Source organism: Synechococcus sp. MIT2312 (genome assembly GCF_059772315.1).
This window is the reverse complement of record NZ_CM186281.1, coordinates 1896614-1909186: the sequence shown is the minus strand read 5'-3', so window position 1 is coordinate 1909186 and position 12573 is coordinate 1896614. Positions and strand designations below refer to the sequence as shown.

15 protein-coding genes and 1 tRNA gene are annotated in these 12573 nt (G+C 61.0%); 11 read left to right on the top strand and 5 right to left on the bottom strand.

Translation table 11 applies throughout. The features are described 5' to 3' along the window. The first annotated feature begins 215 nt into the window (after positions 1–215). The gene (locus AC6EI9_RS10665) at positions 216–470 is read left to right on the top strand and encodes a DUF8643 family protein (protein WP_498470033.1); all 255 of its coding nucleotides are present in this window, start codon (positions 216–218) and stop codon (positions 468–470) included. A gap of 77 nt (positions 471–547) precedes the next feature. Here the strand turns inward: AC6EI9_RS10665 and AC6EI9_RS10660 are convergent. Beyond that, positions 548–619, bottom strand: a tRNA-Val gene (locus tag AC6EI9_RS10660). 55 nt (positions 620–674) lie between these two features. Between AC6EI9_RS10660 and AC6EI9_RS10655 the strand changes: the two genes are divergently transcribed. Beyond that, positions 675–1187: a metal-binding protein gene (locus AC6EI9_RS10655; RefSeq protein WP_498467742.1), complete on the top strand. Its 513-nt coding sequence runs from the start codon at positions 675–677 to the stop codon at positions 1185–1187. 29 nt (positions 1188–1216) lie between these two features. Continuing rightward, positions 1217–2065 (top strand): nucleoside triphosphate pyrophosphohydrolase, encoded by an 849-nt coding sequence (gene mazG, locus AC6EI9_RS10650; protein WP_498467741.1) that lies wholly within the window; start codon positions 1217–1219, stop codon positions 2063–2065. 14 nt (positions 2066–2079) lie between these two features. Here the strand turns inward: mazG and AC6EI9_RS10645 are convergent, their stop codons facing one another. Beyond that, entirely contained in the window at positions 2080–2256 is a 177-nt protein-coding gene (locus AC6EI9_RS10645; RefSeq protein ID WP_498467740.1) for a hypothetical protein, read from the bottom strand. Positions 2257–2320: 64 nt separating this feature from the next. Further along, positions 2321–2755, bottom strand: coding sequence for an alternative ribosome rescue aminoacyl-tRNA hydrolase ArfB (gene arfB / locus AC6EI9_RS10640; protein ID WP_498467739.1), 435 nt, complete (start codon positions 2753–2755; stop codon positions 2321–2323). A gap of 110 nt (positions 2756–2865) precedes the next feature. On the opposite strand from arfB, the gene speE reads away from it, so the two are divergent. Next, the gene (gene speE, locus AC6EI9_RS10635; RefSeq protein WP_498467738.1) at positions 2866–3729 is read left to right on the top strand and encodes a polyamine aminopropyltransferase; all 864 of its coding nucleotides are present in this window, start codon (positions 2866–2868) and stop codon (positions 3727–3729) included. Next, positions 3726–4592 (top strand): agmatinase, encoded by an 867-nt coding sequence (gene speB, locus AC6EI9_RS10630; protein WP_498467737.1) that lies wholly within the window; start codon positions 3726–3728, stop codon positions 4590–4592. Before speE ends, speB begins: the two co-directional genes overlap by 4 nt. Here the strand turns inward: speB and AC6EI9_RS10625 are convergent. Together AC6EI9_RS10625 and AC6EI9_RS10620 are read right to left on the bottom strand one after the other, a co-directional pair. Further along, entirely contained in the window at positions 4586–4966 is a 381-nt protein-coding gene (locus AC6EI9_RS10625; protein WP_498467736.1) for a cyclic nucleotide-binding domain-containing protein, read from the bottom strand. The two genes, speB and AC6EI9_RS10625, sit on opposite strands and share 7 nt — an antisense overlap. 101 nt (positions 4967–5067) lie before the next feature. Next, positions 5068–5256: a hypothetical protein gene (locus AC6EI9_RS10620; protein WP_498467735.1), complete on the bottom strand. Its 189-nt coding sequence runs from the start codon at positions 5254–5256 to the stop codon at positions 5068–5070. 219 nt (positions 5257–5475) lie between these two features. Between AC6EI9_RS10620 and gcvT the strand changes: the two genes are divergently transcribed. The 6 genes from gcvT (at position 5476) to AC6EI9_RS10590 (ending at position 12549) form a co-directional block, all read left to right on the top strand. Further along, complete coding sequence (gcvT, locus tag AC6EI9_RS10615) at positions 5476–6579, top strand: glycine cleavage system aminomethyltransferase GcvT (protein ID WP_498467734.1); 1104 nt, start codon at positions 5476–5478, stop codon at positions 6577–6579. Between the two features lie 48 nt (positions 6580–6627). Beyond that, entirely contained in the window at positions 6628–8463 is a 1836-nt protein-coding gene (aspS, locus tag AC6EI9_RS10610; RefSeq protein ID WP_498467733.1) for an aspartate--tRNA ligase, read from the top strand. An 82-nt stretch (positions 8464–8545) separates the two neighbouring features. Then, entirely contained in the window at positions 8546–9676 is a 1131-nt protein-coding gene (locus tag AC6EI9_RS10605) for an RNA polymerase sigma factor, RpoD/SigA family (protein WP_498467732.1), read from the top strand. 29 nt (positions 9677–9705) lie between these two features. Beyond that, on the top strand, positions 9706–10188 hold the full coding sequence (locus tag AC6EI9_RS10600) for a Dps family protein (RefSeq protein WP_498467731.1): 483 nt from the start codon (positions 9706–9708) through the stop codon (positions 10186–10188). A gap of 61 nt (positions 10189–10249) precedes the next feature. After that, positions 10250–11929, top strand: coding sequence for a CTP synthase (pyrG, locus tag AC6EI9_RS10595; protein WP_498467730.1), 1680 nt, complete (start codon positions 10250–10252; stop codon positions 11927–11929). Between the two features lie 14 nt (positions 11930–11943). After that, entirely contained in the window at positions 11944–12549 is a 606-nt protein-coding gene (locus tag AC6EI9_RS10590) for a 7-carboxy-7-deazaguanine synthase QueE (protein WP_498467729.1), read from the top strand. Positions 12550–12573 lie beyond the last annotated feature (24 nt).

Sequence of the window (12573 nt, the reverse complement as noted above, 5' to 3'; positions counted from 1 at the left end):
AAGACGGGCTGCCGTCGGACTTGAGTCATGGTTGGTCATCACTGGCCGGCTGGACAGCACGGAAATCTCAAGTTGAATACCTGGGACACGGACCCTCACTTCGCGCCCCCTTGAGAAAGGGGCGTTTTTTGTGGGGCTTGATCAGGCCATTCAAGATCTGAACATCGTTCTGAGTTCACTCACGAGTAGGGTCAGCCTCCTCAATTGAGATGGCAATGCTGCAAAGCCTGTTTTCAGTCGTCCTTGCAGCAGTCATGTGGGTGCAGGTTCCGCAATGGCAAGCCGATTGGTCGCAGTGCTCGGTGGACGTACCAGACGTTGACTGCCATTGGTACGTCGTCGCTCCAGACAACACCTTTGGCGAGGGCTTCAGCTGGGAAAACTCCCCATGGTTCAGCGCTGAAGGGCTACTTGATGTCGCCGAGCTGAACAACACCATGAACGCAATCCAGCAGTCCGAACTGGGATGAGCTTCTGTCTAGACCGATTCCCAGACGTGGGGGATTGTGACCACTTCAGAACTGCGTTTTTAAGTGGTGGTTCGGGATGGGCGATACGGGGATCGAACCTGTGACAATCTCCTTGTAAGGGAGGTGCTCTACCGCTGAGCTAATCGCCCGAGAAGCAGATTCTGCCTGATCGAGGCACGCTGGAACTGCTCAACACGAATTGCTGTGGCCTCAGGCCGAGACCATGACAGGGCCACCCTGGCCTGGTGCCTGCCCATGGGCCTGCTGACGGGATGGTGGCTGGGATGGATCAATGGTGCCCTGACGGCGCTGGCCTTCTTAGTGGGAGGCCTCTGGCTGTCACCGGACCTTGACGTGCGCTCGGCCGCACTCAGGCGCTGGGGGGTGCTGGGTGCGATCTGGTGGCCCTATCGACGCCTGCTTCCGCATCGATCTCTTTTATCCCACGGCCCCCTAATCGGCATGGCCCTGCGATTGGCATGGCTGTCAGCCCTGATGCTGCTGGTCTGGATCAGCGCTGCATCCCTGCTCGCACCTGCCATCCCAGCTCCGTCCGAGGCATTGCCAGATCTGGTGGCGGCATTCAGGCAACATCCCCGGACTTTGATCGGCGTCCTGCTGGGCCTGGAAAGCAGCGTATGGCTGCATCTGATTCTGGATGGGGATCCACTGCCTGCGGAGTTCACCAAACCCTGGCGGAGGCGTCGACGTCGGTGAGAGGGTGACCACAAACGTGTTCGGTTTCCATGGCCTCAGGCTCCGCAGTGTTCCAGCACCAGGATCCCCTGCGCCGGCTGGAGGACTTGGTGGCTCGGTTACGCGATCCCACAGACGGCTGCCCTTGGGACCTGGAACAGACCCACCAGTCACTCACCCCTTACGTGCTGGAGGAAGCCCATGAGGTAGCCGACGCAATCCGTCATGGCGATGACCAGCACTTGAAGGAGGAGCTCGGTGACCTGCTGCTGCAGGTGGTGCTGCATGCACGCATCGCCGAGGAAGACAAGCGATTCGATCTGAATGCTGTAGCAGCGGGCATCAGCGAAAAACTGATCCGTCGCCATCCCCATGTCTTTGCTGACGCCGAAGCCCGCGACAGCGCAGCTGTTCGCATCAGCTGGGAGGCCATCAAGGCGCAGGAACGAGCTGGGGCCAAAGCTGCCGCAGTCTCGGCATCTCCCCTCAGCGATCAGCTCGCCAGCAAGGTGCGTGGACAACCGGCCCTTTCTGGGGCGATGACCATCTCCAGAAAAGCCGCACAGGCTGGATTCGAATGGAAGGACATCGCCGGCGTCTGGAGCAAGGTGAATGAGGAACTCGAGGAGCTCAAGGACGCCATCTCCTCAGGCGACAAAGCTCATGCACAGGAGGAGCTTGGAGATGTGTTGTTCACCCTGGTGAATGTGGCCCGCTGGTGTGTCATCAGCCCGGAGGAAGGACTGGCAGGAACCAATCAACGCTTCCTGGATCGCTTCTCACGGGTGGAAGCAGCTCTGGACGGTGATCTGAACGGCCACAGCATCGAGAAACTGGAGGGGTTGTGGCAGCAGGCCAAGCAAGCGATCCGGAGCGAGTCGCAGGATCAGGGACGCTGATCAGCTGATCGGAATCAGTCGTGAGCGGCGATCGTGCCTTCCGTTGTGCCCCAGAGATGGCGCTTGACCTGGTCGGCTTCGCGGATGAACGCAAGGGCCTGTTCACGCGTCGTGCAGCTCCTTGCCCCTTCTTCCAGGCGCATCAGATTGACCAGATCAGCTGAGGGGTGGTGAGTATGCGATTGATTCATCAATCCACCTCCAAGACAGCTTGCTTAAACACACCTTAACCAAGCAATTCATCTGGACCAATGCTTAGTCATCCAGTGAGGGCCGGCCTTGCCGGCGACGTTTGAGTTCGCTGCGCCTGCCTTTGGCATCCAGCCTGCGTTGAACAGCAGAACGCCCCGGCCGTGTAGGCCTGCGCTTCGACGGCGGCGGCTTGAGTCCCTCTCTCAGCAAGTCCGCCAGTCGCGCCATGGCCTTCTGACGGTTCTGCCACTGGGAACGCTCCTCAGCAGAAACCACCCTCAGACAGTTCCCCTCCAATCGCGATGCCAATTGCTGCCGCAACCGGGCCTTGCGAAACGGACCCAGGGCCTTGGAACTCTCCAGGTCGAATCTCAGCTCCACTCTCGAATCGGTGGTGTTCACTCCCTGCCCGCCCGGACCCGAGGCTCTGGAGAATCGCCACTGCAACTCAGCGGCTGGGATCACCAAACGGTCATTGATCGGCAGATCCTGAATCACGCTCCGACTCCGACGAGCACTGACAGTGATATGGGCAGTCTGGGTCCGTTACCAGGCAACGATGAACCAACGCTGTTCTTAGCTGGTGAAAGGAATCCTCCTCAACCTTCATGACCAAGGCATCCGCGGCCACTGGCGGCTGGATCGATGAACACCATGAAGGGGTTCGTTATGGCCTCGCAGGACGGGTTCTGCTGGAGGAGCAAAGCGACTTTCAGCGCATCACCGTGATTGAGAGCGAGCGTTACGGCAAAGGGCTACTGCTGGACGGTTGCTGGATGACGGCGGAGCGCCAGGAACGGCATTACCACGAATCACTGGTGCATCCGGCTCTTTGCACTGCCGCGACCACTGAACGGATCCTGGTGATCGGCGGTGGCGACGGCGGTACCGCCCGCGAATGCCTCCGCCATCCCGGCGTCCAGCATCTCGACATGGTGGAAATCGATGGCCGGGTGGTGGAACTCAGTCAGAAGCATCTGGCTTCGGTGGGTGGAGGCTGCTGGCAGGACCCCCGCTTTCACCTCACCGTGGGTGATGGCATCGCCTGGGCCGCGAACAGCACCCACGCCAGCTACGACGTGGTGATCGTGGACGGTTCCGATCCTGCAGGTCCGGCCGAAGGTCTGTTCAACCGCAGCTTCTTCGAACACTGCCGGCGCATCCTCAGGCCGGGAGGCGTCTTCGCCACCCAGAGCGAATCACCGGAGGCCTTCCGGCAAGTTCACATCGAGACTGTTCGCCTGCTGAAGGATGTCTTCGGCCATGCCGACCCCCTTTACGGCTGGGTGCCGATGTACCCCAGCGGCTGGTGGAGCTGGACGTTCGCGGCGGCGGACGGCCCCCGCTATCGAAACCCCGTCCCGGAGCGGGCGGCCAGCATCGCCGCAGGCTGCGAGATCTGGAGCCCACGCTGGCAATCCGGAGCCTTTGACGCGATGCCAGCCTTCATTGAACGGGAGCTCTTGGCATGAGCATCCCGGGCCACTCACTGTTTGATCCAGAGGGGGCGATCTACATGGGCGCCAGCCGGGATCCAGATGGCTGCAAGGTGGGCCTGTATGGCGTGCCTTATGACGGCACAACATCCTTCAGGCCTGGCACCCGTTTCGGGCCTGCAGCCGTGCGGGAGGTGAGTACAGGCCTTGAGACCTACTGCCCCCAGCTCGACCTTGACCTCGAAACCATGGCCTACGTCGACCTCGGAGCGGTCGAGATCCCTTTCGGCGCCCCCGAGCCAGTGCTGGAGGCCGTCCACAACGCCACGATCCATGTCCAAGACCTACAGCTCAAGCCGTTGATGCTGGGCGGAGAACACTCCATCAGCTCCGGAGCTGTCGCTGCGGTGGCCGAGCGGCATCCTGATCTGGCGCTCGTGCAGCTGGATGCCCACGCGGATCTGCGTGATGAATGGCTGGGATCTCGCCACAGCCACGCGTGTGCCATGCGGCGCTGCCTGGATGTGCTTCCCAGTCGGGAGCTGCTGCAGATCGCGATTCGCAGCGGCACCAGGGAAGAGTTCTCCGAACTGCGCAGCAGCAATCGCCTGGTCCCCATCGATCAGATGGTCTGCCGGCTGCAGAATTTGCGGGGACAACCTCTGTATCTGACTGTTGACCTGGACTGGTTTGACCCGGCCGTGATGCCGGGGACAGGGACGCCCGAACCAGGAGGCTTCCTCTGGCAACACTTCGCTGAACTGGTAAGCGAATTACGCCACCACAACCTTGTCGGAGCCGATGTTGTTGAACTGGCTCCTCAACTGGACCGAAGTGGCATCAGCAGCGTTCTGGCAGCCAAGGTGACCCGCAGCCTGCTGCTGCTGATGGCTCAGTAAAAGTGAGCAGCGCCTAAACGTTGCTCCCGCAATCGTCGGTGCTGGCCACTGAGCAGGCTGAGCACGAGTGTGGGATGGCTGTGAATCAGCTCCAAAAAGCTGTTGCGATCCAGCCGAAGAACCTGAACCGGCGTGATCGCACGCGCTGTTCGGCTGTGATGTGCGTCATCAACCACCAGGTCCTCATAGAAGAAGACCTCTCCATCGCCATAGCGGAGGCGGTCACGACCACCGGTCGTGAGCTCCACCAGTCCACGCTCAATCGCGTAAAGAGCACTCACCGACTCACCCCGCTCAAACAGGATGCTCCCTGTCGGCAACAGCAACAGATCAACATTGCGATGCTCAGCAATCAGCTGAACAGCGGTCGGCATGGGGGTGGGGACCGACAAAAGAAACGCGAATCAGCATCAGTCTCGTCATTGTCGCGGTCGATTCAGGGGTTGTCGTAATTGAAACGACACACCCTGATGGTTCACAACACCCGGGCTGGCTCTCCGGACTGACCAAGCCCATCCACGGAAGATCCAAGATCCAACTGCCGGTCGCCTCCAACAAGAGGCTGGTCGGGAGCCACAAGGCCAGGAAGCACCGGAGCACGAGCCGTCCAGTGATGGCACCAAATCACCCGCGCGAGCTCAACGTGAACCGTCAGATTGCGCAACCTGCACCATCCACCACCCCCACCGCCCTGTGCAGGGATGCAGTGCTGACAGGACTGGCACGAAGACTTGGACAGAAGGCTGTCTCAAAGAAGTAATTCAAGCTAAGGACGCTTTGCTTAGCGGTCGACGCTGGAGGCGCAATCTGCGGCTTTGCTTCCACTTCCAACGCAAACCGGAACGACATCCATAGGATCCGCTGTGAACGCCTGATCTCCGTCATGGATCTGCAACGGACGCCACTCCATGACCTCTGCCGTGAGGCCAAAGGCCGCATGGTTCCTTTCGCCGGCTGGGAAATGCCAGTGCAGTTCTCAGGGCTGATCGCCGAACACAAAGCCGTGCGTGAAGGCGTGGGGATGTTCGACATCTCCCACATGGGCGTGCTTCGAATCGAAGGCAGCAACCCCAAGGACGCGCTCCAGGCTCTGGTGCCAACGGACCTGCACCGGATCGGAGTGGGGCAGGCCTGCTACACCGTGCTGCTGAACGACAAAGGCGGCATCCGTGATGACCTGATCGTCTACGACCAGGGGGACACTGCATCCGGCGACGGCACCGTGCTGGTGGTGATCAATGCCGCCTGTGCAGACAGCGACACGGCCTGGCTGAAACAGCAGCTGGAACCGCGAGGTCTCAGTGTTCAAGATGAAAAGCGGGATGGCGTGCTGCTCGCCCTGCAGGGTCCGAAGGCCATTGGGATTCTTGAAAAACTGAGCGGAGAGTCACTGCACGAGTTACCCCGCTTTGGCCATCGCCTGTTGCACTTGCAAGGGCTGAGTGACCAGGTGTTCTGCGCCAGAACCGGCTACACAGGAGAAGACGGTGCTGAGCTGCTGCTGAGCCGGACAGACGGTCGCAGACTCTGGGCGCAACTGCTGGAACTGGATGTCGCGCCCTGCGGCCTTGGAGCAAGAGACACCCTGCGTTTGGAGGCCGCCATGCACCTGTATGGCCAGGACATGACCGCCAGCACCAACCCGTTCGAGACAGGCCTCGGTTGGCTGGTGCACCTTGAAATGCCGCAAGACTTCATTGGACGTCAGGCCCTGGAGCAAGTCGCCGCCGAGGGAGCCTGCCAGCGGCTGGTGGGACTGAAGCTGCAAGGACGCGCCATTGCCCGGCACGACTACCCAGTGATGCACAACGGAGACAAGGTGGGGGTGGTCACCAGCGGCAGCTGGTCACCCACGCTGGGGGAAGCCATCGCGCTTGCCCTCGTGCCCAAGGAACTTGCCAGAGTCGGAAGCGAACTGGGCGTGGAGATCCGAGGGCAGGTGCAACCGGCAACAGTGGTGAAGCGGCCCTTCTACCGACGTGGATAAAGGGTCCCGGGCTATGGGAAACTCGCCTGTCACCAGCTGATAGTTCCCATGCGCAGCAACGGTTGCGGCGACCTGCGCAAGCAGCACATTGATAAGCAGGTGCAGCTCTGCGGCTGGGTGGATCGACGCCGCGACCACGGCGGCGTGATTTTCATTGACCTGCGCGACCGCAGCGGCACCGTGCAAATCACCGTGGACCCCGACCTGGGCGCTGAAGCTTTTGCTGTGGCCGAACATCTGCGCAGCGAAACCGTGCTGCAGGTGAATGGCAAGGTGCGAGCCCGCCCTGCCGAATCTCTCAACGACAAGCTGGCGACCGGTGCTGTGGAGGTGCTGGCCAGCGGAATCAAGGTTTTGAACAGCGTGAAAGGAAACCTTCCTTTCCCCGTTTCGGTGCACGACGAGGAGAACACACGCGAGGAGCTGCGCCTGCGCCACCGCTATCTGGATCTGCGCCGCAAGCGCATGAACGACAACCTTCGCCTGCGCGCCCAGACCATCCAGGCCGCTCGCCGCTTTCTGGAGGAGCAGAGCTTCATCGAGGTGGAGACTCCCGTGCTGACACGCTCCACACCGGAAGGAGCTCGTGATTACGTTCTGCCCAGTCGCGTGTGTGGCGGCGAATGGTTCGCTCTGCCCCAGTCACCCCAGCTGTTCAAACAGCTGCTGATGGTGGGGGGCATCGAGCGCTACTACCAGGTGGCCCGCTGCTTCCGCGACGAAGACCTGCGCGCCGATCGACAGCCGGAATTCACCCAGCTGGACATCGAGATGAGCTTCATGGATCAGGAAGAGATCCTGGAACTCAATGAATCGCTGATCTGCGCCATCTGGCAGTCGGTGAAAGGAATCGAGCTGCCGAGACCCTTCCCGCGCATGACCTGGCAGGACGCCATGGAACGCTATGGCACCGACAGGCCCGACACCCGTTACGGCATGGAGTTGGTGACCGTTTCGGACATCGTCAAGGACATGGGGTTCAAGGTGTTCAGCGGTGCGGTGAAGTCAGGCGGCGCGGTGAAGGTGATTGCGGTGCCAGGCGGCAACGACGCCCTCTCCAATGTGCGCATCAAGCCCGGTGGAGATGTGTTCAGTGAGGCCCAGGCCGCTGGAGCCGGTGGCCTGGCCTTCATCCGCGTCCGCGAAGCAGGCGAGATCGACACCATCGGCGCGATCAAAGACAACCTCAGCGAGGAACAGAAGCAGGAGCTGCTCAGTCGCACCGGAGCCCAGCCGGGCACGCTGCTGCTGTTCGGTGCCGGTGACACCGCCACGGTGAACAAAGCCCTCGACAGGGTGCGTCAGTATCTGGCCAAAGAGCTGAACATGGTCCAAGCCGACCGGGACAACGACCAATGGAACTTCCTCTGGGTCGTGGATTTCCCGATGTTCGAGTTCAACAGCGATGAGAATCGTTTTGAGGCTCTGCATCACCCCTTCTGCGCTCCCAACGCCGAGGATCTTGGCAACGATCCATCGGAGTGGGCCAAGACCCTGCCGCAAGCCCGTGCTCAGGCCTACGACCTCGTGCTCAATGGACTCGAACTCGGTGGTGGCTCGCTGCGCATCCATGACTCGGCTCTGCAGCGACAGGTGCTGCAGACCGTGGGTCTGCCTCTGGAGGAAGCCCAGGAGCAGTTCGGCTTCCTGATGGACGCTCTTGATGTGGGGGCTCCTCCCCATGGAGGCCTGGCCTTCGGCGTCGACAGGATGGTGATGTTGCTGGCCGGCGAGGAATCAATCCGTGACACGATCGCCTTCCCCAAGACCCAGCAAGCGCGTTGTCTGATGACGAACGCTCCCGGCGGTGTTGCCGACAAACAGCTTGAGGAGCTGCATGTGGCCAGCACCTGGGTGGACGAGAACGACGAGTCCGCGAACTAGAACCCGAACAGAAACCAGCGGTTCGGAGCACTGGACCCTCAGAGCATCAACCCTGGAAGGACAGTGAGCCATCCAGGGTTTCTTGGCCAAACACGCGCGATCGACGGGGCATGCCCCGATCCGCTGGAGCGGTGGAAACGACCTGCTGCGCCTGTACCTGCAGGACATCGGTCGAGTCGACCTGCTCACGAGCGAGGAAGAAGTCACTCTCTCGCGTCTGGTCCAGGCACGAGAGAAACTGCTGGTGCAGGAGCGGGACCTCAGCAATCGCCATGCCGCAATTCGGATCCTGCTGGATCTGGAGGAACTGCAGCTGCGCGAAGCCAATCAGGTGAGCCATTGGCCCACACGTCAGGAATGGGCGCGGGCGGCTGAATTGCCCCTCGAGGAACTTAATCGTCAGCTGAATGAGGGATACAACCTCTGGGCAGACGAGGTGGGCCTTGAGGCCAAGGAACTTCAGCGAAGACTTCGTGAAGGCCGCAGAGCCCGCGACCGCATGATCCAGGCCAACCTGCGCCTTGTCGTGGCGGTGGCCAAGAAGTATCAGCAACGCGGCATGGAGCTGCTGGATCTGGTTCAGGAAGGCACGCTGGGCCTTGAGCGGGCGGTTGAGAAGTTTGACCCCACCCGCGGCTTCCGCTTCAGCACCTATGCCTACTGGTGGATCCGACAGGGAATCACCCGGGCCATCGCCACCCAGAGCCGAACCATCCGGCTACCGGTGCACGTCACGGAAAAACTGAACCGCATCAAACGCGTCCAGCAGGAGATCGCCACCGAGAAGGGACGGCTGGCATCGGTGAGTGATCTGGCCAGGGAACTGGGGCTGAGCGAAGAAACCGTGCGCATGACGCTGATGCGGGTTCCTCGTTCCGTCTCCCTGGAGACCCGGGTGGGCAAGGACCAGGACACCCAGCTGGGAGACCTGCTGGAAGACGGCAGTGCCACGCCTGAGCAGACCCTCACCCGCGACTCCCTGCATGACGACCTGGAGCACTTGCTGGATGAGCTCACACCAAGGGAAGCGGAAGTGATCCGCAGCCGTTTCGGACTTGAGGATGATCACCCGCGCACCCTGGCGGAAATCGGTGAAGCGATGGCGCTGTCGCGGGAAAGGGTTCGCCAGATCGAGACGAGAGCCCTCCTCAAGCTGCGCCAACCGCAGCGGCGATCCAAGGTGAAGGACTACATCCTGGGCCTGGACTCCTGACTCCAAAAACTGTTATCCCATCCACCTCCATGGCCAGTGCGCCCCAGATCAACATCGGTATCCCTCAGGAACAGCGTGAGGAAATCGCTGCTGGCCTGAGTCGCTTGCTGGCTGATACCTACGTGCTGTACGGAAAAACGCATGGTTTCCACTGGAATGTGACCGGTCCGATGTTCAACGCCCTGCATCTGATGTTCATGGACCAGTACACCGAGCTGTGGAACTCCCTGGACGAGATCGCCGAACGAATCAGGGCTCTCGGCGTGGTGGCGCCCTATGGCGGCGCGACCCTTGCAGGACTGGCCTCCATCAAGGAAGTCACCGAGCAGCCTGCTGCCCTCGACATGGTGCGGGAACTGGTGACTGGCCATGAAGCCGTGGCCAGAACCGCTCGCAGCATTTTTCCTCTGGCGGAGGCCGCGAGCGATGAACCCACCGCTGACCTGCTGACCCAACGCCTGCAGATTCATGAAAAAACAGCCTGGATGCTCAGGAGCCTGCTGGAGGGCTGACCATCAGCGAAACCTCGACCCCTTGGTGCAATCGGTACATTGAAGAATCGACCAGGGGTTCATGGCCAAGTTCGTCTTCGTCACCGGTGGTGTCGTCTCCAGCATCGGCAAGGGAATCGTGGCCGCCAGCCTGGGGCGCCTGCTGAAATCACGTGGCTACAGCGTTTCGATCCTGAAACTGGATCCATACCTGAATGTGGACCCAGGCACGATGAGTCCGTTTCAGCATGGTGAAGTCTTCGTCACTGAAGACGGGGCTGAGACCGACCTCGACCTGGGTCACTACGAACGCTTCACGGATACGGCGATGTCTCGCCTCAACAGCGTGACCACCGGTTCGATCTACCAGTCGGTGATCAATAAGGAGCGCCGCGGTGATTACAACGGCGGCACGGTGCAGGTGATTCCCCACATCACCGGTGAGATCCGCGAACGGATCCATCGCGTGGCAGCCAACAGTGGCGCCGATGTGGTGATCACAGAAATCGGCGGCACGGTCGGTGACATCGAGTCGCTGCCCTTTCTGGAAGCCATCCGTGAATTCCGCGGCGATGTAGGTCGCCATGACCTGGCCTACATCCACGTAACCCTGCTGCCCTTCATCGGCACCTCCGGAGAGCTGAAAACCAAACCCACCCAGCATTCAGTGAAGGAGCTGCGATCCATCGGCATCCAACCCGATGTGCTGGTCTGCCGAAGCGACCGAGACATCAATCCCGAACTCAAACGCAAGATCGGCGGCTTCTGCGGGGTGCCTGAACGAGCTGTCATACCTTCTCTCGATGCGGACAGCATCTATGCCGTGCCGTTGACCCTTGAGGAGGAAGGCCTCTGCCGCGAAGTCCTCGATGTTCTGCAACTGGAGGACCATGACAGCGACATGGCGGGCTGGGCTCAACTCGTGCATCAAATGCGCAACCCAGGACCGACCGTCAAGGTGGCGCTCGTGGGCAAGTACGTGCAACTCAACGACGCCTACCTCTCGGTTGTCGAAGCCCTTCGCCACGCCTGTCTGGCGCAGAATGCCTCACTGGATTTGCACTGGGTCTGCGCTGAGCAAATCGAGAACGAAGGGGCCGAAAGCCTTCTGAAAGGAATGGACGCCGTCGTGGTGCCAGGTGGCTTCGGCAACCGGGGTGTTGACGGCAAGGTGGCCGCCATTCGCTGGGCAAGGGAACAGCGGGTGCCCTTCCTGGGTCTTTGCCTCGGCATGCAAACAGCAGTGATCGAATGGGCTCGCAATCAGGCCGGTCTCGCCGATGCATCCAGTGCTGAGCTCGATCCAGAAACTCAGCATGCAGTGATTCATCTTCTTCCAGAGCAGCAGGACGTCGTCGATCTGGGAGGCACCATGCGCCTTGGCGTTTACCCCTGCAGAATCGCCGAGGGCTCGATGGCTGCACGCCTCTACGGCGATCAGGTGGTCTACGAACGCCACCGGCACCGGTATGAGTTCAACAACGCCTACCGCAGCCTCTTTCTCGAGTCGGGTTATCGCATCAGTGGCAGCTCACCGGATGGCCGCCTGGTGGAGCTGATCGAGCTGCCGGGTCACCCCTTCTTCACGGCCTGCCAGTACCACCCGGAATTCCTGTCACGCCCCGGCAGGCCACACCCCCTGTTCCGCGGTTTGATCGAGGCAGCACAGCTGCGCCTGCCCTCGAGTCCAAGTGAAGCTCTGCGTCAACAGGGTTCTGCCATCGGCGGCCGCGACTTCCCTGAAGCCAGCCTCAACCCTTGAGGATTGCCGAGACCATGAACAGCCTGCCGTTGGTGGAAACCTTCCACTCCCTGCAGGGGGAAGGTCTACACGCAGGTCGCAGCGCTTTTTTCATCCGCCTCGGTGGCTGCAAGGTGGGCTGCAGCTGGTGTGACACCAAGCATTCCTGGTCTGCGCACGTGCACCCGCAACGAAGCGTCGCCGACCTGGCGCAGGATGCCTTGCAGGCCGCCGAGGCGGGAGCAGCGTTCGTGGTCGTCACAGGCGGGGAACCGTTGCATCATCCGCTCGAACCACTCACAAGCGCCATCCGCAGCAGTTGTTCACTGCCCATTCACCTCGAAACCAGCGGCGTGGATCCTCTCAGCGGCAGCCCCGACTGGATCACGCTCTCGCCAAAACGGCACAAACCACCAAGGCAGGATTTGCTCAGCTGCTGCCATGAACTGAAGGTGGTGGTTCATGAAGCTGAAGATCTGCTGTTCGCCGATGTGGTGGCCGCTCAAGCTCCTCAGGCTCACTGGCTCGTGCAACCGGGTTGGGAAAGTCAGGAAGGCCAGAAGCTGGCGGTGAACAAAGCACAGCGGGACGGACGCTGGCGGCTGAGCCTGCAGAACCACAAGTGGCTCGGCGTGCGCTGAATCGATACAACAGCGGAATCAGAT

Excerpts from the sequence above, each read along its gene's own strand:
- AC6EI9_RS10665 (WP_498470033.1), top strand. The coding sequence starts at position 216 with ATGCTGCAAAGCCTGTTTTCAGTCGTCCTTGCAGCAGTCATGTGGGTG.
- mazG (WP_498467741.1), top strand. The coding sequence starts at position 1,217 with ATGGCCTCAGGCTCCGCAGTGTTCCAGCACCAGGATCCCCTGCGCCGG.
- AC6EI9_RS10645 (WP_498467740.1), bottom strand. The coding sequence starts at position 2,256 with ATGAATCAATCGCATACTCACCACCCCTCAGCTGATCTGGTCAATCTG.
- speE (WP_498467738.1), top strand. The coding sequence starts at position 2,866 with ATGACCAAGGCATCCGCGGCCACTGGCGGCTGGATCGATGAACACCAT.
- speB (WP_498467737.1), top strand. The coding sequence starts at position 3,726 with ATGAGCATCCCGGGCCACTCACTGTTTGATCCAGAGGGGGCGATCTAC.
- AC6EI9_RS10625 (WP_498467736.1), bottom strand. The coding sequence starts at position 4,966 with ATGCCGACCGCTGTTCAGCTGATTGCTGAGCATCGCAATGTTGATCTG.
- gcvT (WP_498467734.1), top strand. The coding sequence starts at position 5,476 with ATGGATCTGCAACGGACGCCACTCCATGACCTCTGCCGTGAGGCCAAA.
- aspS (WP_498467733.1), top strand. The coding sequence starts at position 6,628 with ATGCGCAGCAACGGTTGCGGCGACCTGCGCAAGCAGCACATTGATAAG.
- AC6EI9_RS10600 (WP_498467731.1), top strand. The coding sequence starts at position 9,706 with ATGGCCAGTGCGCCCCAGATCAACATCGGTATCCCTCAGGAACAGCGT.
- pyrG (WP_498467730.1), top strand. The coding sequence starts at position 10,250 with ATGGCCAAGTTCGTCTTCGTCACCGGTGGTGTCGTCTCCAGCATCGGC.
- AC6EI9_RS10590 (WP_498467729.1), top strand. The coding sequence starts at position 11,944 with ATGAACAGCCTGCCGTTGGTGGAAACCTTCCACTCCCTGCAGGGGGAA.